We start from the raw sequence: 20,281 nt of genomic DNA, 5'->3' as shown, positions 1-20,281 counted from the left end.
TAAGTAAAAATTAAATTTTTGCTATAAATAGTTAAGTTTTTTGTTGAATTGGTTGTTTAGTATATCTAAGATAAGCTTAAAATCTTCTTTATTTGCTTTAAAATCAAGCTTATTGGTGTTTAAAATGACTATGGTAGAATTATTTTGTTGCTTAAAATAATGAAGATATTCGTTATTCAGTTGTTCTAAATATTGATTAGTTATTGCCGTTTCGTAATTTCTACCTCTTTTTTTAATGTTTTCTTGCAGTTTATCTATGTTTTTATATAAGTATAAAACTATATCGGGGTATTTTAATTGAGGATAAATAATATTGTAAAGCATTTTAAACAATTGCAATTCATCTTCTTTTAAAGTAATATTGGCAAACACAAGTGATTTAAAAAAAGCATAATCGCTAATTAATTTGCTGTTAAATAAATTAATAGATTCTATCATGCTTTTTTGCTGTTTGTACCTTTCTGCCATAAAAAATAGCTCTAAAGGGAAAGCATGATTGGTAGGGTTTTTATAAAAATTTTCTAAATAGGGGTTTTCTTCAAAATTTTCAAATTGGTGCGTACAGTTAAAATGTTGGCTCAACATGGTAGTAAGTGTAGATTTTCCCGCACCTATGCAACCTTCTATGGCAATAAAATTATACACTATTTTTTTGTAAATATTTTTCCTTCTAATTTATCGGGGCAAATATCTAATAATTCTGAGTTTTTTTTGAGTAAAATAGGATGAAGATAATTTGGAGCTATTTCATTTAGTATTTGTAGTACAAATCTTCTTTCTTGTATTTTTGGGTGGGGAATAGATAAATCTTTAGTGTTAATAATTTCTTCATTATAATATAGAATGTCTAAATCTAAAGTTCTATCAGTCATTTTTTTAAATCTTTTTCTGCCACCTTTTTGCTCTATTAATAAAAGTTGTTGCATTAATTCATTGGGCGGTAAATTGGTTTCTAAAAGCACAATTTGGTTTATATAATCCTTTTTGCTTTCATATCCCCACGCTTTGGTTTCGTATAGTTTGCTCTCTTTAGTAATGCTTCCTAAATCTTTATTTAAAAAATATTTAGCAAATTGGATATATCCCAATCTGTTTCCCATATTGCTTCCTAATAAAATATATGCTTTCATAAAATATTATTGTACTTTTGCTTTGCCAAAAACAAAAATAACATGAATTTTTTTAAACAAGTATTTGCTACAATAGTAGGTTTATTTATTTTTCAAATAATAGCAGGAATAATAGCCGTAATTTTTATAGGAGCTATGATAGCCAGTTTTGGAAGTAAAGCCGATTCCTCTGTGCAAGTAGATATAAAAGACAACAGCATTATTCAATTAGATTTATCGGAAGGATTGAGCGAAAAAGATGGTTTTTCATCATTTAATTATACCAGTCCTCAAGAAATGCCAAAAGAAAGTGCCGGATTACAAAGCGTTTTAGAAGCCATAGAATTTGCTAAAACAGACGATAGAATAAAAGGTATTTATATTAAAATGTCTATGCTACCCGAAGGATATGCCACCATAGATGCTTTAAGAAAAAAATTATTAGATTTTAAAGAAAGCGGAAAATTTATAGTTGCTTATGGCGAAATGTTAGACCAAAAAACATATTATTTATCTACTGTAGCCAATGAACTATATGTAAATCCGGAAGGATATATGGAAATAAGAGGAATAGGTACAAGATTGACTTTCTTTAAAAAACTATTAGAAGAAAAATTAAACGCCAAAGTACAAGTATTTAAAGTAGGCGATTTTAAAAGTGCTGTAGAACCTTTTATTAATGAAAAAATGAGCGATGCCAACAGAGAGCAATTAGAATATTTATTGGGAGGCATAAAGCATGATTTTGTAAATAACATAGCAATAGCAAGAAATTTAACTCCGGAAAAAGTTGATGCTATAATTAATAATCTTCAAGGTCTTGACCCGGATAGCAGTTTGCACTACGGTTTAATAGACGGAACAAAATATTATGACGAAATATTAACTAATTTAAAAGAGAAAACAGGCATAAAAGATGAAGATGATTTGAATGTAGTAGATATGAGTGCTTATGCTATTTCTACGGCTAAAACTAATAAATCGTCAAACCAAATAGCGGTAGTTTATGCTGAGGGCGATATAGTGGACGGAAAGGGAGAAGACGGAAGTAGTATTGGTGGCGAAAGTTTTTCAAAAATTATAAGAGAATTAAGACAAGATGAGGATATTGATGCCATAGTATTGCGAGTAAATTCTCCGGGAGGAAGTGCTTTAGCATCTGAGGTTATGTGGAGAGAAATAACATTGGCAAAACAAGATAAACCCGTAGTGGTTTCTATGGGCGATGTGGCAGCTTCCGGTGGGTATTATATTTCGTGCAATGCCAATAGAATTTTTGTAGAAGAAAATACCATAACAGGTTCTATAGGTGTGTTTGGTTTAGTGCCTAATTTGCAAGATTTTCTTAATAATAAATTAGGAGTTACTTTTGACGAAGTGACTTTAAACGACCATGCCGTTTCTAATGGAGTAACTAAAGAATTTACACCTTTTGAAGCCGAAGTAATGCAAAAAAATGTAGATAATATTTATACTACTTTTACAAGCAGAGTGGCAGAGGGTAGAGGTTTGCCTATAGAAAAAGTATTGGCAGTAGCCAGTGGTAGGGTTTGGACAGGAGAACAAGCTATAGAGAGAGGCTTAGCAGATGAATTAGGCGGTTTAGATGAAGCCGTAAAATATGCATCATCTTTAGCAGAATTAAGCGATTATAGAATTAAAGAATATCCAAAACAAAAATCGCCAATAGAAGCTATTTTAGAAGATTTAGGAGTAGAAGCTAAAAACAATAAGATTAAAGAAAGTATGGGCGTTTTATATCCATATTATCAAGAGCTACAGCGGATAAATAATATGCAAGGCAAAGTGCAAATGGCAATGCCTTATACATTGGAAATTAATTAAAGTTAAGTTTTCTTTTTCGCTATAAATTCCTAATTGGTATTATATTGAAAAAATAGCATCACATATAAAAATGATGCATCTATTTTGTGTGTACACATGCTAAAAAACGATTTTTTGCAACAAACCATAAAATATTTATAATAAAATTATATACTTTTCTGAAAAAATGTTAATTTGGTGGTTTAAAACCAACAACTTAATATGATTAACAAAATTTACCTTGCAATAATTTTTTCTTTATTCATTGCGGTGCAGTATGCACAAACAATAGATAGAAATTCTGAATATAGATTGCCTCCAAGTACAGTAAAGATATATGAAAATCAGTTAAACTCTTGTTTTCTCCAAGATAAACTTTGTGAAGAAATAGTGTATGGAGCAGATTTGGAGCAACCTACTTTTGATTTTTATTTTAAGAATTTCTCAAATGATGCCGTAAATCAATATAAACTTTTCACGGAACTTAGTAAGGATATAAAAACTAATCTATTAAATTTTAAAAGTAAAATAGATAGAGTAGAAGTGCATAATGTTTTATACAGATACGGATATGATAAAAATGTTAAACTTGCTGACATGGATTTGTATTTTTATAAGAATGAACGAGCTGACATAGTTAGAGTTACTTGTTTACTCCATGAAGACAGATTTTATATAATTAAGCTAAACGACTAAAACCATAAACCAACGATATGAAAAAAAATTACATTGTATTAATATTTTCTTTGGCTTCATTGATTTTTTCATTTAATTCTTTGAATGCACAGGTATATAATGATGGACAGATAAGACTGAGAGTTTGGGTGCATAAAGTGTGGTCTAACGCCAACTGTGATGAATCGGGAGTGCAAGAATATGTGGCTAAGAATTTACAAGTTAGAGTTCCTAATAGTGCCACTCCGGGGTATGATTATTCTCCTTCAGGATTTAATTTAAGATGGGACGGAGATAATAACTCATTCTATGGAATGAATCAATTAGCAGGCACACAATTGCCTTCGTCTGTGGTACTTGAATCTCCAGCCACTAAAGGATATAAAATATTTGACAGAACCTATACGGGTACATTAGTACCAAATTCTTTTGATTTTAGAGTAGCAGAATTTTTTGAAGATGACTGTGGAGATGCATGGGCTTATGAGGGCTCTTGTGGCTTTTTAGGATTAGAAAGTGATGATAATAGAATTACAACATCAACATACCAAAGTGTTTATAGTTTTAGATCCGCTCCAGCGGGAGAAGTGCACTATGCAATGGTAGAATCAAATGGTAGTCATGCTGATTATTATGGCGTAGTGCTGGCTTATCAATGGGATTGGGTAACGCCTTTGCCTGCTTTGTGCAGTAGTCCTATTTATAATGATGCAGCTATAGATTTAGATGTTGAGTTTATGGGAGTATGGAGTGATTCTGATTTTGACGGTGGAGCATGTTTAGTTAGTGTAAGTGGTGCTGAAGATATAAGATTAAAGTTAAGAGCTAAAGATAATTTAGATGTTAATTACACTCCTTGGTCGTGTGTAAATTGCGATTATGGCTTACCAATAACCGTATTAGACCAAAATCAACCGGAATGGAATATGGTGCCAACAGGTTCGGTACAAATGTTGAATAAGTCCTATACAGCAGGTACTACAAATATGGAGAGTTTTTCATTTGAAGTTGAAGTTTGGGAAGGAGAAGATGGAAATGGTACCTGTGCAGATGCTTTAGAATGTCAATATAATTCAAGTGGAACAAATGTAGATGATTTTCGTGCTTTTCTAACAAAAACAATTAGTTGGAGAGATGCTCCGGCAGATACATGGAATGTTATTGATGTGCCAGTAAGAATTAGTAATGCTGTTCAATTTGGAAACTGGATAGTAAAAGTGAGATATAAATATACAATGAGTGCACCAACGGTAACTATTCCCGGAAGTAAAGATTTAGTAGAGTGTATTGGCACACCTTTAAATATTACGCCAACTGTTACTAACGGCACATACTATCAATGGCAAGTGGCAGATGATAATAGTGTAGGAGGTCCGGGTTGTCCTGTGGGAGCTACATGGACAGATATATCTGGAGAAAATTGTAAAGATTTTACACCTCCTCAAACTACAGGTTCAAAAGTTTATAGATTAATAGTTTCTAATAGAGACGGCTCTGGAAGTACAAGTAGTACTGGACCAAGAATGAATGAAGTTATATCTGAATGTATAAGAGTTACTTATTTTGAAACAGGAGCACCAGCTCCTCCGGTAAGTTCTCCATTGTGTGGCTTGGCTGTTTCTGCTGGTGCAACAGGTACTTTTTCGGTAGCAGTTCCACCAGACCCAGCTGGTTTTGCAAATGTTACATCATATACTTGGAGTGTTTCTCCTGCATTGCCTAGCATTGTTATTGCTTCACCTAATGCTACTACAACAGATATAACATTTAATACAGGTGGATTAGGAGGCGTTTATGTAGTAACAATGACAATTAATACACCATGTGGCAATATGACATCAACTTGTGATGTAGTAGTTTCAGAAGGAGCTTGTGGCTATATTCATGTTTCTCCTACCGGTAATGATGCATTTCCGGGTACAGAATTAGAACCAATACAGTCATTGCTGCAAGCATTACTTATAGCAAGCGGAGATCCTTCAAGAAATCATGTTAGATTATTAGAAGGAGTATATAATATTTCTAATCCTGTAAACATTCCAAATAATATTATTTTAGAAGGAGGATGGCAAATTTCTAGTGGATTATGGAGAAAAAATACTTCTTCAGTTTCTACAATTAATTTTTCTGGACAAGAAACTATAAATGGAGATATCGCTCATGTAGTTGGATTCAAATCCAATGGAACAAATAATTGGTTATTGCAAGATTTAACTATAAATACAGTAGATGCATCAGGACAAACATCAAATGGATTTGGAAAATCAAATTATGCTATATGGATAAATGGTTCGTCCGGATATGAAATAACAAGATGTATAATTAATGCAGGGAATGCAACTAACGGACAAGGAGACCCTAATCAATCGGGGTACAACTCAGCATGGGATGGAGCTAATGGAGCACAAGGAGCAACAGGAGCAACAGGGGGAGCAGGACAATGTAGATGTAATATAACGGGTACAGATAGTGGTGGCTCTGGCGGAAATGGAGGCGGAGGTGGAAGTGGAGGTGCTAATGCATCCAGTATAAGTGGTTCTGCATCTAATGGAGGAGCAGGAGGCAGAGGAGGAAATGGAAGAGATGAAAATTCAAGTTCTAATGGATTTAATGGTTTAGCCGGAAGTGGAGTTAGTGCAGGAAATGCAGGAATAGGCGGACCACCGGATGGCAATAATGGAGATACACCTTATGGTGGGGCTGGTGGCGATGCTACAGCTCCAGGTACTTCGGGAGCTAATGGTGTTACTGTAGCTGCTACTTTTGTCTCTGGATATTTTATGCCATCTTATGGTACTAACGGCACTGCTGGAGCTGGTGGTTCCGGTGGCGGTGGCGGTGGCGGTGCTGGTAGAGATACCGGAGGTTGTGATGCCGCTGGAGGTGGTGGTTCTGGTGGCTCTGGTGGAGGCGGTGGTGGTGGTGCCGCAGCAGGAGGAAAAGGTGGAGGATCTTCTTATGGGATATTTATCTTTAACGGAGGTGCAGGAGGAAATGTCTTAAATTCTGAGGTTAATTCCGGAGCATTAGGGCAAGGTGGGTTTGGCGGTACAGGGGGTAATGGTGGATCTAGCCGTGCACAATCTGCACAAGGAAATGGATGTAGCGATGGAGACTCTAACAGAGGTGGATATGGTGGAGCAGGAAGTGCCGGAGGAAAAGGTGGAGATGGTGGAGATGCCAATAGCGGTGTAAGATTAGCAATAGCTACAGCAGGAGGAGGAACTGTTCCTACAGTTAGTTCTTTAGCTCCAATAGTTGTAAACTCTTCTGCATCAGGAGGATACGTGCCTGTTACGCCAGTAAATACTGCACGATACCCAAGAGGTTGTACAAATTCCGAAGTTTATTATACTAAATCTTCTGGTTCATTTGCAGATTTCGGGACAGATGGTCAGTTAGTTGATAATGTATCCGCAGGAAATTATTCATATCCAGCCAATGAAGCTACGGTATATTTTACTTCAGTAGGTAAAAAAGACCTTTTAAACGGTGCTACACTTTATAATAACTTTGTTTTTATAGATGATGTTAGAGATTTACCCGAAATTAATGTCGTAGAAGATACTATTTGCAATGGAAATCAATTTATTATTTCAAGTAATCCTAATAGTATTAGTGGTTCAAAATCTTTTAGATGGACAATTCAGCAAGTAAGTAATCCATATAATGTAATAAATCCTAACCCTTCTCCTGTTTATACAGGAACTGTAGAAGATCCGGGAAATGTGAGTGTAAACTATTTTGGTGGACCTGGTTTGCCAGGCTATGGAGTTTTTCAAATAAAGTATCAAGTTGAAGACGAATGTTGCGGATGGTCAATACCGGTTTATCATACAGTATATGTTGCAGCTGACCCTAGTTCTGCACCGGTTGTGCAAGGAGGTGGTGATTATTGTTTTGGAGATAATGGATTGCCTATTAATGTAATTGCTTCTGAAGTGGGTGTTATTTATGAGTTATATGCTAATGGTACTACTACTGGACAAACGCTGTTAGGAACAGGAGGAACTATTTCTTTTGGCAATCAAACCATAGCAGGATTATACGAAGTTCATGCCTACAGAGTTGTTGGTTGTGAGATAATTTTACCTACAAATGTTACAATTAATATTGTATCTACACCTACTTTATTTAATGTAACGGGTGGAGGTGTTGTTTGTTCTAATTCATCAACAGGTGTACTTATTGGTGTAGATGGTTCAGAAATAGGAACTCAATATACTTTATACTATGATAATGCAGGAGTTTGGAATCCCGTAGCTTCAAATAATGGTTCTGGAGGAGCAATTACTTTAGGCTCTCATACTGATTTGGGCAACTATTATGTTATAGCTCAATATCTGAATCCTCCGGGTTGTTTAGATACTATGCAAGGTTTTGCTACAGTTACGTCTTCTTCAGGTCCTCCATCACATAATTTAATTGGAGGAGGAAGTTATTGTGTAGGTACAGGAGGTGCTGAAATATTATTAGATAGTTCAGATTTATTTGTTACTTATCAATTATATTACAATGCTTCTGTAAGTGTTGGGTTGCCTATTACAGGAACTGGAGATACTATTTCCTTTGGAAATCAAACTTTAGAAGGATTTTATTATGCCGTGGCTACGGACTCTAATGGATGTACTTCTAATATGAATAATTTATTGGAAGTTTCTCAATTGCAATCTCCAAGATTTGATTCATTATTTGTAACAGAACCAAATTGTAATGGAGCAAATGATGGGCAAATAGCTGTTTACGGTACCAGCTTTAATGGCAATGCAAATTATGTGATAAATAATGACACTTCTACATCTAATATATTTGGAGGATTAGGTGCAGGAAATTATTTTATAAAACTTTATGACGATAGTTTATGTACAACAAATTATCCGGTAACTCCAGTACAAATACAAGAACCTGCTGAGTTAAATATTGCCCTTGAGTCATTAAATAATGTAAACTGCTTTGGCAAAAACGAAGGAAGTATAGGCGTTAATGTTACAGGCGGTACGCCAACTTATACTTATTCTTGGACAAGCTCTAATGCCGGTTTCTCATCTGCCAATGAAGATATTTCCGGGTTAAGTGGTGGAGATTATTATTTAACAGTAACAGATAATAAAGGCTGTTCTGTTTCTGATACTTTTACCATTACCGAGCCAAGTGTTGCACTTTCTGCTTCTATTTCAACAGTAGATGTGTTGTGTTATGGCAATGAGAGTGGGCAAGCTACCGTAAATGTTACAGGAGGCACAGCACCTTATACTTATTTATGGCATAATAATGATACCGCTCAAACGGTTTCTAACGTAGAAGCAGGTGCAGTAAGTGTAACAGTAACTGATGCTAATGGTTGTACCACTTATGTGCGTGATACTATTTCAGGACCAACCACCGATTTAGCAATAACATTAATAAGAATATCTCATGTTACGTGCTTTGGAGGAAATAATGGAGAAATAATAACAAGTGTTACAGGTGGTACAGCACCATATACCATAGCTTGGACACCAAGTGGCGGAAATGCTGAAACGGCAAGTAATTTAACTGCCGATACATACACTATTACCGTTACCGATGCTAATGGATGTATAAAAACTGCTTCTTATACTATTAATCAACCACAACAATTAGTAAGCAATATTTCGCCTACGCAGCCTGGTTGTCCTGGCGAAGAAACAGGGATAGCTTCTGTAGGCGTAAATGGTGGAACATTGCCATACTCTTATGAGTGGAATACTACTCCGCTTCAATACGGAATGGTAGCTAATCAATTAAGTGGAGATAGATGGTATGTAGTTACCATTACCGATCACAATGGATGCGTACTTTTAGATTCTGTTTATTTAACCAATCCGGATACTATGACGGTTAGTGTAGAACCGGGAAATTCAACTTGTATAAGCGGAAGAGATGGCTATGCAAGCATAGTGGTAGATGGAGGTAATGCACCGTACAGCTATGAGCTAAACGGAAATTATCAAACAGACAGTTTCTATAATAATTTAGGTGCAGGTTCTTATTTTGTAAGTGTAGAAGACAATAGAGGTTGCGTGGCAAGTACACAGTTCCAAATTTCTTCAAACACTTCTGTTCAAGTTAATTTATTTGGTTCAACAGCAAGTGTAATTAATGAAGATGAAGAAATAATAATAGTTAATGGCGAGCAAGTTGATTTTGATGCCGTACTTTCAAACACTACAGACTCTACTACCATTATAAATTACATTTGGAGTCCTATAGATTTTAATTATGACAATTGCGATTATGACACTTTATGTCCTAATCCAAGTGCTAATATTACACAAACAACGCAAGTTATAGTGGAAGTAATAGAATTTATAAACGGAGTAGGTTGTTCTACTTTTGATACTTTAGATGTAACCGTTAGAACAGATTTCCCTGTATTTTTCCCTAATGCTTTTTCTCCTAATGCCGATTGTTTAAATGATTATTTTGAAATGAACGTAGCTGGAGCTAAAAACTTAGATGTAAAAGTATTTAACCGTTGGGGAGAAATGGTTTTTGCTAATGCTACGCAAACTAATGGACCGGCAGATCCTAATACATTAGACTGTTCTAATCCACGAAGTGCATGGGACGGAACTTATAAAGGACAGCCTGTGCCAATAGGTACTTATGTCTATCAAGTAGAAGTCAGCTATTTTGACGATAGAACAGAAACATTTAGTGGAACAATTACCGTATTGAGGTAGTATTTATAAAAAATAAATAGAAAAGGCTTCCTAAGTGGAGCCTTTTTTATTTGATATAATTTCAACCAAAAATTCTTATTTAATAACTTTGCAAATCTGAAAAATTAAAATGAGCAAACAAACATACAATCCTTTAGAAGTAGAAAAAAAATGGTATCAATATTGGTTAGATAATAAGATATTCAAATCTGAACTAGACCAGCGTGAGCCATACACTATAGTTATTCCTCCACCAAATGTTACGGGAGTTTTGCACATGGGGCATATACTCAACAATACTATTCAAGATATTTTAATTCGTAGAGCACGTATGCTGGGCAAAAACGCTTGCTGGGTGCCCGGTACTGACCATGCCGCCATTGCCACAGAATCTAAAGTAGTGGCTAAATTAAGAGAAGAAGGTATTAAAAAAAGCGATATTTCCAGAGAAGAATTTTTAGAGCATTGTTTTGAGTGGAAAGATAAATACGGTGGAATAATAGTAAATCAACTTAAACGCATGGGAGCTTCTTGCGATTGGGATAGAGAACGATTTACCATGGAACCTTCTTTAAATAGAGCGGTAAACAAAGTATTTAATATTTGGTACGAAAAAGGATATATTTATAGAGATTGGCAAATTGTAAATTGGGACCCCAAGGCACAAACCACTTTAAGCAATGAAGAGGTAATACGCAAAGAAGTAAATTCTAAGCTTTACTACGTAAAATATAAAATTGTTGGGACTGAAGATTATATTACTGTTGCCACTACTCGTCCGGAAACAATAATGGGCGATACTGCCGTTTGTGTGCACCCCGATGACGAAAGATATAAGCATTTGCATGGCAAAAAAGTAATAGTACCTATAATTAACAGAGAAGTACCCATTATTTGCGACAGCTATATTGATATAGAATTTGGTACAGGAATGCTTAAAGTTACGCCTGCACACGATATTAATGACTATGAAATAGGGCAACGCCACAATTTAGAAACCATAGACGTTTTTAATGAAGATGGAACAATTAGTGAAGCTGGACAAATTTTTGTGGGCGAAGATAGATTTGTAGTTAGAGATAAAATGGCGGAGCTTTTAGCTAAAAATGATTTGCTTGAAAAAACAGAAGACATAGTAAATAATGTAGGTTTTTCTGAAAGAAACAGCGATACCGTAGTAGAGCCACGTTTATCATTGCAGTGGTTTGTTAAAATGGACGAAATAATAAAAAAGCCATTAAAACACGTAATGAATGATGACATTAATATAGTGCCACCTCATTTTAAAAAAGTGTATAAACATTGGTTGGATAATATTAGAGATTGGCCTATTTCCCGACAGTTGTGGTGGGGGCATCAAATACCGGTTTGGTACTACGGAGAAGACTTTGTGGTAGCACACAATGAAGAAGAAGCGGTAGAAAAAGCAAAGGCTAAATTCAATAATAAAGATTTAACTATAGCAGATTTACGTCAAGATAATGATGTGCTTGATACATGGTTTTCATCTATGCTGTGGCCTATTTCCGTTTTTGATGGTTTTGAAGGCGATAGAAAAGACTTTAATTATTATTACCCTACAAATGTTTTGGTAACAGGCTGGGATATTTTATTCTTTTGGGTAGCACGTATGATTTTTGGTGCTTATGAATTTACACCTACTATACCTTTAGCCGATGGTAGCAAACGACCAATAGACCTACAAAAGCCATTTAAAGATGTTTATTTTACAGGAATGGTTAGGGATAGTCAAAGACGTAAAATGTCAAAATCTTTAGGAAATTCTCCCGATGCACTAAAATTATTAGATGAATATAGTGCCGATGGCGTTCGTTTTGGAATGATGAGTGCTAGCTCGGCAGGAAATGATTTGCTGTTTGATGAAAAACTATGCGAACAAGGCAAAAAGTTTACTACTAAAATATGGAATGCTTACGGTTTAGTAAAAATGTGGCAAGAAAATGCGGAAGACAAACCAAGCAATAATGCTAACACTATAAAGTGGTTTGAAAACAAACTGAGTGCAACTATAGAAAATGTAAATAGCTCATTAGATTCTTACCGAATTTCTGAGGCGTTATTTACTTTATATAATTTTATTTGGCAAGATTTCTTTAGTACTTATTTAGAGTTTGTAAAACCGGAATATGGCAAAACACAAGATAAAGAAACACTGAATAAAACTTTAGCGTTTTTTGAAAAAGTATTGCAGTTATTACATCCTTTTATGCCATTTATTACAGAAGAAATATGGCAAGATATGGAAAAACGAGCAGCAGGAGCGTCTATAAACTTAACGCAGTGGCCTACAGTAGGAAAAGTAGATACAGCAATAATAGATAAAGGAGAATATGCTAAAGAAATTCTAACAGCTATAAGAGAAATTAGGCTTAAAAATCAACTTAAAAATGCCGATAAAGTAAAAGCTTATGTACTTACTGATAACGAAAGTATTTATGCTGATTTTGCGGACAAACTTATAGAAATGGCAGGTTTAGAACTGCTTGAAAAAACTACAGATAAAATAAATGGGGCAGAAAGTTTTATAGTAAAAGGGCAGCAGTTTTTTATTGATTTGAATAAGGAAGTAGATTTAGATGCTAAGAAACAAGAACTGCAAGAAGAATTAAACTATACAAAAGGTTTTTTAAAATCGGTAGAAGGAAAACTCAACAACGAGAGATTTGTAAACAACGCACCAGAAAAAGTAGTAGCTATAGAAAAACAAAAGCAAGCAGATGCTTTAGCTAAAATAAAACTTTTAGAAGAGAGTTTGGCTAATTTGTAGTAAATCATCACTAGTGCCACCACTCCAAGTGGTGGCACTAGTACAGTAAACTCGCAAAGGCGTACTCCTGTGTGTTCGTCTTTGCGAACAAAGGAGAGTGTAAGCTAAACTCTGTCTAAAGAGATTACTTCTTCGTTTAGTTTCACTACACTCATCGTAAAGACGTACGAGATAGAAAAAGCTTTCCCCAAAAACGTCATTGCCGCTAACTTGCCTACCGAAGGTAGGAGGCGGTAATCCTTTACAATAAAACTGTGCTATCTGACATTGAGATGCCTGCCTTCGCACCGTGTCTGCCGATAGGTAGAGACATGACGTACTATAGAGAATGTTTATAGTGTATATAACATTTCGGAATAATGGACAAAAATTAGGCTATTTTTCAGACGTGAAGTTCTAATGGACATTTTTTAGGCTCTATTTTTTATGTTTTTTAGGATTGTCAAATTTAATTTTCCAAATTTGTGTTGTCTATATAAACGGAAGCGAGCTCTGCTGGAGAGCAACTCGTCAGGGATAATGTAGATGCTCGATAAAAATATCGGTACTATGGACTGCTAAAATTAGGAGTCCATAGCTATTTTTGGAGAGCTTTATGCCTTTAAAAACTCATCTATAAATTTAATTTTTCTTTTTTTAGATAATCCATTGTGGTTTCTTAGTTTATTCTTTAAGTCTGCAAAATGACCATCAATAGCATTGGTAGTGTTTGGAATATTAAGTTCTATATAATCGTACCAAGTAAATAACCAAGGTAAATTATTTTTTAAACTTCTATATGCACTTCGTAATTTTTTATGTGTATAAAAGGATTTATTTGTAACGGGGTTAATCGTTCTTTCATTGAGAAAGTCTTCCCATTTATTAAACCATAAATCTAAAGCTCCTGTAAAAGATTCTTTATCTGTTTGCTTCATTAAATTGACAACTTCCATTAGTTCTTTAGATGCTATAAGTTTGGGGTTCTTGGTTAAATATCTTCGTATAATTGCAGATTGATGAAATTGACACATTTGAACAGGAACATCAAATGATTGGATTAAACCTTTTCTTCCATCACAAACAATACCATTAATCTTAAACCCCAAAGATTTTAATTCATTGATTCCCTTGATATATAAAGCATTTGTTTCTGTTCTGACATAGTACTTCAATAAATTCTCTTTTGTTAGACTATCCTTAAACAACATAACGCCAAAGTTCCTTCCCCAATAGGTTGTATCCATAAGAACAACTACTTCTCTTGGAACTTTTGATTTTAATTCAACTAAAATAGAATCCAATCTTCTTTGAATGGTTTTTACTGAACATGTATATCTAATAGCAAGTTGAGAATAGGTTTGTTTTCCATATAAGTATTCATCCCAAAGAATCTTATTGTCAATCCTATTACCTCCTAAAAATTGTTTCCCACAATAAGAGCATTTATACAATTGAACACCTTTAACTTTTCCATTTTTCTTGGTAAATCCTTTACCACAGCTTAAGCACTTTTTTTATTCATAACCTTTGATTGCCCTCAAAGCTAATAATTATAACTGTTACAGCGATTCCTATCCTAAAAAATGTCCATTAAGCCAACATTTCCAAATTAGATTCCACACCCTTTTGCGTTCTTTGCGTCTTTGCGAGAAAATTTAATCTGCAAATCTATCTGCGGAGACCGTGTCTGCTGACAGTAGAGGTATAACGAACGAGATAAGAAAAAACTTTTTTTATTTCTTCAAATAATATAATATGCTTATATTTATGTCTTATGTTGCCTAAAGTGTCAGAAGATTTTGTACAGTATGTATGGAAATTTGGTCTATTTGATAAAGTAGATTTAGAAACCAATTTTGGCGAAAAAATAGAAATACTAAAACAAGGAACACAAAACAGCATACACGGAGGACCGGATTTTATTAATGCCAAAATAAAAATAGGCGATACCGTTTGGGCAGGAAACGTTGAAATTCATTTGTACAATAAAAATTGGCAAGAACATAAACATAAAGAAAATAAAGCATACAATAATGTAATTCTTCATGTGGTGTATTATAATGAAGATGTTAAACCCATTATTTTGCAGAATGGACGAGCAGTGCCAACCATAAGTATTGGTCATAAAATATATCAATCAACTTTACAGCAGTATTTAAAATTATTTGAAGGCAAGCCAAGTTTTATTCCCTGCGAAAATTTGATAAAAGATATAGATGATTTTATTATTTCCAATTTTTTAGAGTCGCTGCTGTATGAAAGATTAGAAAGGAAAGTTACAGACATTGAAAAAGATTTAGAATATGCACATGGCGATTTAGATTATGCGTTTTTAATTACTTTGTTTAAATATTTTGGTGCTCCGGCTAATAAAGATGCTTTTGAACTACTGGCACGGTCTTTTACTTTAACGCAGTTGCTAAAGCAAAATTTAAGCAAACAGCAGTTGGAGTCGTTTTTATTTGGTTTGGCGGGTATGCTAAACAGTAAAAACGCTTATGCTTTAAAATTGCAAAACGAGTATGAATACACCAAAAAGCTGTTTAAGTTAAAGCAGTTTTGCAAAGCTTCGCAGTGGAAATATGCGGGAGTGCGTCCGCCTAATTTTCCCACTGTTAGAATAGCACAATTAGCGGCATTATTGTATAAAGAACCCCGATTATTCTCAAAAATATTAGAAATTGACAGTATTAAAGAACTAAAAGAATTATTTGAAATACAAGTTTCGGAATTTTGGCTAAAGCATTATACTTTTGAAAAAGAAAGTCCTAAAATTTCAAAAAATATAAGTGAGTCGTTTAAAGAAAAATTAATTATAAATGTGGTAGTTCCTTTTGTGTTTTTTTACGGAAAATATATTAATGAACAAAAATATGTAGATAAGGCACTCAATATTTTACAAGATATAAATGCCGAACAAAATTCAATAATTACAAAGTATAAAACTTTAAATTTTAATTTAAAAAATGCATCTCAAACCCAGGCGGTGCTTACATTACATAAATCATATTGCAGTGCTAAAAAATGTTTGGAATGTAGAATTGGCTATGAACTGTTAAAAGCAAAATAATTATTAAATTTGCAGGTATGAAAGATGCTCGTTCAGTTTTTGAAAATACGGTATTTGGAGTGTGTGCTTATGTGGGCAGAAAACTAAATATGCCTTCTAAAAACATACGTTTCTTTTTTGTTTACGCAAGTTTTTTAACCATGGGGTCACCCATAATAATTTATTTTATTTTGGCGTTTTGGTTAAAATTAAAAAATATGATTAATGGCAAACGCAATCCGGTTTGGGATTTATAATCTCCTTTTTACAGCTTTAATTTTTTCTTTTGCAAAAGCACAGCAGCAGGTTAGTTATACCGGCTTAAATGGTGCTAAAAATACTGCATCTGTAAAAATGTGGTATGCTAATGGTTTTACTGCTGAAAATGATGAAATTGTTCTTGGCAATAATATTAAAGAAGTTTATAGAGAAATAGCTAATGTAAATTACAAACCTCTGAGTTTTTATTTTCAAGATACTGGAATATCAAACATTTTAATACCAAGTATAGAAAGCCTAAAAAGCCTTGAAACAGATTATTTTACCGATGAGAATGTGGAAGTTTGGTTGCAGCAAGGATATATTATTTATAAGGTAAAAAACATTGTTTATTATGATGAAAACAATGAATTGAAAAGATATAATCAAAATCCCATTTATTTATATCATGATAGTATAGGTTTTAGTAAAATTTATGGCGAAGGTGTAGCAGAGGAATATTATAAAATATTGCTAAATAAGTATTTTAGAGCGTATAATTTATATGAATTTATATACAATCCATACAATAAAGTTGAGTCTAAAGATTTTTTAAAATTTTTTAATGAGCAAATTTCTAAGCGTACAGAAATTAACTATAAAGATGCCGATTTAAAAGATTATTACACTCAAAAATTGAAGGATGGGGCTTTAATAGTTTTATTAAATATAAATAGTAAAAAAGCTGAAATATACAGGAATGGAGGTAATGAAAAGTTGGCAGATAAAATTCAACAAAAGTTTTTAGCGGAGAGCCAAAAGGTATATGATGAGTACAGCGATAAAGAAAAATATAATTATTCTTCAGTATATTTTACAGATGCTAACAATATGCAGGACATACTAAATGGTAAAAGGGATAATATTTTTTTGAATAACAATTTACAAGTAGATAACAGTATAGAATTAAAAGAAAATTTTGTTTTGTTTGTAAGAAAAGGAACTGTTTTTGAAACTACTTTATTAGATAATTATATTGTAACTAAGAGCGTACCCGGTTCTAATCCTAAAATGCAGGGTGTTATGGTTATTTACGATTGTAATAATAATCAATTTGTAGAGCCATATATGATGCTACAAAAAATGCAGTCAGCTACTGCTTTTAATAATTATTTTCATAAAAGATTTAATAAACTTGGTAAGCAAAAAAAGCATGATAATTTAAAATATAACTGGAATTTCAACAATTTTTATTTTAACAGCACATGGATTCCTTTTACACCTTATAAACCTTGTGTAGATATACCCAAATGAAAGAAATTGAAATAATAGATTTTAAGGAATTACAGCCGTATAAAGTAGTTTGGGACAAACAAAAAGAGCTAATGCAAGATGCTTTACAACAAAAAAAGCAAGGTTTAACTCCTAAAAATCATATTATTTTTGTAGAGCATACGCCAGTATTTACGTTAGGCAAAAGTGCCGATGAAAATAATATTTTATTAAAAAATGAAAATTTAGGAGCAGATGTTTTCCGAATAGAAAGGGGAGGAGATGTTACTTTTCACGGGCCGGGGCAGTTAGTAGTTTATCCTATTATAGATTTAGAGCAATTTAATATGGGATTGCGAGAGTATGTTGAGACAATTGAGCAAATTATTATAGAAATTATAGCGGAGTATGGACTTGAAGGTATGCGTTCAGAAGGAGCTTCGGGAGTTTGGTTAGATGTAGGGAAACCACAAGAAAGGAAAATATGTGCCGTAGGTATAAAAGCCAGTAGATACATCACCATGCATGGTTTAGCTTTTAATATAAATACAGATTTAGCTTGGTTCTCAAAAATAAATCCATGTGGTTTTATAGATAAAGGAGTAACCAGCTTAGCCAGAGAATTGGGAGCCACTCAAAATTTTGAAATGGTTAAAGAAAAAGTGAAGATAAAATTTAAAGAAAAGTTTGTTTAGGATAGTGGCTACATTGTGTTGTTTCATAAAGATTAACTGAACTCAGGTTTGAAGTGGATTCAATATAAATTTTATTGTACTTAGAAGAATATGTGTTCAAATAAATTTTGAAAGAAGATAAATAAAAGTTTATCTTTGCACTCCAATTTTTTGCCGAGGTAGCTCAGGTGGTTAGAGCGCAGGATTCATAACCCTGAGGTCGGGGGTTCAATTCCCCCCTTCGGTACTAAAATAAAAGCCTAACTTAGTGTTAGGCTTTTTTTTGATTACAATGTATATAGTTTACGTTATTTATTCAGTTAGTTTTGATAAAATTTATATTGGCTATACCCAAAATTTGGAACAACGTTTTCTTTCACATAATGAAAAAGCAATTAAAGGTTACACCATAAGATTTAGACCTTGGAAAATTGTTTATACCGAAATTTACAATGCTAAAAAAGAAGCCTTAAAAAGGGAAAAACAATTGAAATCAGCTAAGGGTAGAGAATTTATCTGGAATTTAATAAAGAGTAAAAAATAAGTTCACAATCTTAAGATTCATATCCGCCAGTTGGCGGACGGGGGTTCAATTCCCCCCTTCGGCACTAAAATAAAAGCCTAACATATTGATTGTTAGGCTTTTTTAATACAATATGTTTACTGTTTACGCACTTCCTTCTTTTTCTTTAAAGATAACGCCATAGCCTTGCAGCTCTTTTAATACAGGTTTATATATCTCTTTTTCTAAAGGCAATAACACCCCTTTTTTCTTAATTTTATCATTCAAAATTAATTTTGTTGCTATTCCTATAGGATAACCCACTGTTTTTGCCATAGCTGTTTGTCGCTTATCTTCTCCTTCTACTACCATTGAAGATTCTAATCTATGTTTTTGTCCATTTAGCTTGTAGGTAAGTAAGTGCCACATTACTATCATATCTTTATCGCCTTCCTCTAAAGCCCATTTTTGCTCTAATAAATGTAATAAAATTTGAGCCGGAGTAGCATTGGCTATTCCTATTTTTTTGTTTTCAAACAGCCCCAACCACTCCAATAATCTCATTTCATCTCCGTCCACATCTTTGCTTAAATAGTAAGCTAATTTAATTTCTACAGAATCTTTCTCTCTATATTTTAAAAAGGTATTTATAAACTCTCGGTAAGTCATATTTTCACTATCTTCTATAATGTATGAATCGTCTGTAGCACCTATTTGAACCAAAATATGCCATGCCCTACAAAATGGAGGACGTCTAAAAGTACCTCTATACATAGTTTTTACACCTTGCAAGCCGTACAAATCAATATATTTTAAAGAATCTCTATTGGCATATCCTTCAAAATCGCCATATTCATCTATATGTATTATTTCTGTTCTATCAAAAAGTTTATGGTAAGGAATGTATTTATATTTTCCATTATGTAAAAATTTAACCGCTCCACCTTGACCAGCCAGTACCACATTTCGTGGATTCCAAGTAAATTTATAATGCCACGGATTATTATCACTTTCCGGAGCTATTAAACCTCCGGTAAAAGATTCAAAACCTTCAATAATGCCACCTTGTTCTTTAATTTTATCTATAAAATATTTAGCACTCATGTGGTCTATGCCGGGGTCTAAACCCATTTCATTTAAAAATATTAGTCCCTTATTTTTAGCCTCAGTATTTAAAGCTTTCATTTCTTCCGAAACATAAGAAGGAGTTATTAAGTTTTTAGCATAGGTTAAACAAGTTTTGGCTATTTGCACATGAAAAGTAGCTGGCAACATTGATATAACAATATCTGCTTTATTGATAAGTTCCTTTTGTAAATCTTCTTTACTTAGATCAAATTCTACTACTTTCAATCTATTGTGCTGAAAAAGATTATTGACAAATTGAGGATTCATATCGGCAATAGTTAAGTGCCAATTTTCTGTTTCTAAATGCTCTAAAATGTACTTTATTAAGGAATAAGCCGATTTGCCTGCTCCAAATAATAAGATGTTTTTCATTGGTTTGGTTTTTGTGTTGCAAATA

General features: G+C 33.5%; 13 protein-coding genes and 1 tRNA gene. 10 read left to right on the top strand and 4 right to left on the bottom strand.

The annotated features are described in order from the left end of the window. Positions 1 to 21: 21 nt before the first annotated feature. Complete coding sequence (locus H6578_06050; GenBank protein MCB9226710.1) at positions 22 to 645, bottom strand: deoxynucleoside kinase; 624 nt, start codon at positions 643 to 645, stop codon at positions 22 to 24. Then, positions 645 to 1,130 (bottom strand): 2-amino-4-hydroxy-6-hydroxymethyldihydropteridine diphosphokinase, encoded by a 486-nt coding sequence (folK, locus tag H6578_06045; protein MCB9226709.1) that lies wholly within the window; start codon positions 1,128 to 1,130, stop codon positions 645 to 647. Before folK ends, H6578_06050 begins: the two co-directional genes overlap by 1 nt. Positions 1,131 to 1,172: 42 nt before the next feature. Between folK and sppA the strand changes: the two genes are divergently transcribed. The 4 genes from sppA to H6578_06025 all read left to right on the top strand — a co-directional run bounded on the left by sppA (position 1,173) and on the right by H6578_06025 (position 13,079). Next, on the top strand, positions 1,173 to 2,954 hold the full coding sequence (gene sppA, locus H6578_06040) for a signal peptide peptidase SppA (protein ID MCB9226708.1): 1,782 nt from the start codon (positions 1,173 to 1,175) through the stop codon (positions 2,952 to 2,954). 201 nt (positions 2,955 to 3,155) lie between these two features. Then, positions 3,156 to 3,629 carry a hypothetical protein gene (locus H6578_06035; GenBank protein MCB9226707.1) on the top strand — a complete coding sequence of 158 codons (474 nt, stop codon included), beginning with the start codon at positions 3,156 to 3,158 and terminating at the stop codon, positions 3,627 to 3,629. Between the two features lie 17 nt (positions 3,630 to 3,646). Continuing rightward, entirely contained in the window at positions 3,647 to 10,312 is a 6,666-nt protein-coding gene (locus H6578_06030) for a gliding motility-associated C-terminal domain-containing protein (protein ID MCB9226706.1), read from the top strand. Positions 10,313 to 10,415: 103 nt separating this feature from the next. Beyond that, a complete protein-coding gene (locus H6578_06025) occupies positions 10,416 to 13,079 on the top strand; it encodes a valine--tRNA ligase (protein MCB9226705.1) in 2,664 nt (887 codons plus the stop codon). Positions 13,080 to 13,672: 593 nt separating this feature from the next. Here the strand turns inward: H6578_06025 and H6578_06020 are convergent. Then, positions 13,673 to 14,464 (bottom strand): hypothetical protein, encoded by a 792-nt coding sequence (locus H6578_06020; protein ID MCB9226704.1) that lies wholly within the window; start codon positions 14,462 to 14,464, stop codon positions 13,673 to 13,675. A gap of 371 nt (positions 14,465 to 14,835) precedes the next feature. On the opposite strand from H6578_06020, the gene H6578_06015 reads away from it, so the two are divergent. From H6578_06015 to H6578_05990, 6 genes are all read left to right on the top strand, one after another. Next, positions 14,836 to 16,131 carry a DUF2851 family protein gene (locus H6578_06015; protein ID MCB9226703.1) on the top strand — a complete coding sequence of 432 codons (1,296 nt, stop codon included), beginning with the start codon at positions 14,836 to 14,838 and terminating at the stop codon, positions 16,129 to 16,131. A 17-nt stretch (positions 16,132 to 16,148) separates the two neighbouring features. After that, positions 16,149 to 16,367: a PspC domain-containing protein gene (locus H6578_06010; GenBank protein MCB9226702.1), complete on the top strand. Its 219-nt coding sequence runs from the start codon at positions 16,149 to 16,151 to the stop codon at positions 16,365 to 16,367. After that, positions 16,336 to 17,622, top strand: coding sequence for a hypothetical protein (locus H6578_06005; GenBank protein MCB9226701.1), 1,287 nt, complete (start codon positions 16,336 to 16,338; stop codon positions 17,620 to 17,622). Before H6578_06010 ends, H6578_06005 begins: the two co-directional genes overlap by 32 nt. Then, complete coding sequence (gene lipB / locus H6578_06000) at positions 17,619 to 18,275, top strand: lipoyl(octanoyl) transferase LipB (GenBank protein ID MCB9226700.1); 657 nt, start codon at positions 17,619 to 17,621, stop codon at positions 18,273 to 18,275. The genes H6578_06005 and lipB overlap by 4 nt, the downstream gene beginning before the upstream one ends. Positions 18,276 to 18,427: 152 nt before the next feature. Beyond that, a tRNA-Met gene (locus tag H6578_05995) sits at positions 18,428 to 18,501 on the top strand. Between the two features lie 45 nt (positions 18,502 to 18,546). Beyond that, on the top strand, positions 18,547 to 18,798 hold the full coding sequence (locus tag H6578_05990) for a GIY-YIG nuclease family protein (GenBank protein ID MCB9226699.1): 252 nt from the start codon (positions 18,547 to 18,549) through the stop codon (positions 18,796 to 18,798). A gap of 123 nt (positions 18,799 to 18,921) precedes the next feature. Here H6578_05990 and H6578_05985 read toward each other — a convergent pair whose 3' ends face one another. Further along, the gene (locus H6578_05985) at positions 18,922 to 20,256 is read right to left on the bottom strand and encodes a saccharopine dehydrogenase NADP-binding domain-containing protein (protein ID MCB9226698.1); all 1,335 of its coding nucleotides are present in this window, start codon (positions 20,254 to 20,256) and stop codon (positions 18,922 to 18,924) included. Positions 20,257 to 20,281 lie beyond the last annotated feature (25 nt).

Source organism: Chitinophagales bacterium (assembly GCA_020635995.1).
Taxonomy (GTDB): Bacteria; Bacteroidota; Bacteroidia; order Chitinophagales; family UBA8649; genus JAFMKE01.
The sequence above is the reverse complement of the archived record's forward strand: the minus strand, read 5'-3'. Positions and strand labels throughout refer to the sequence as shown.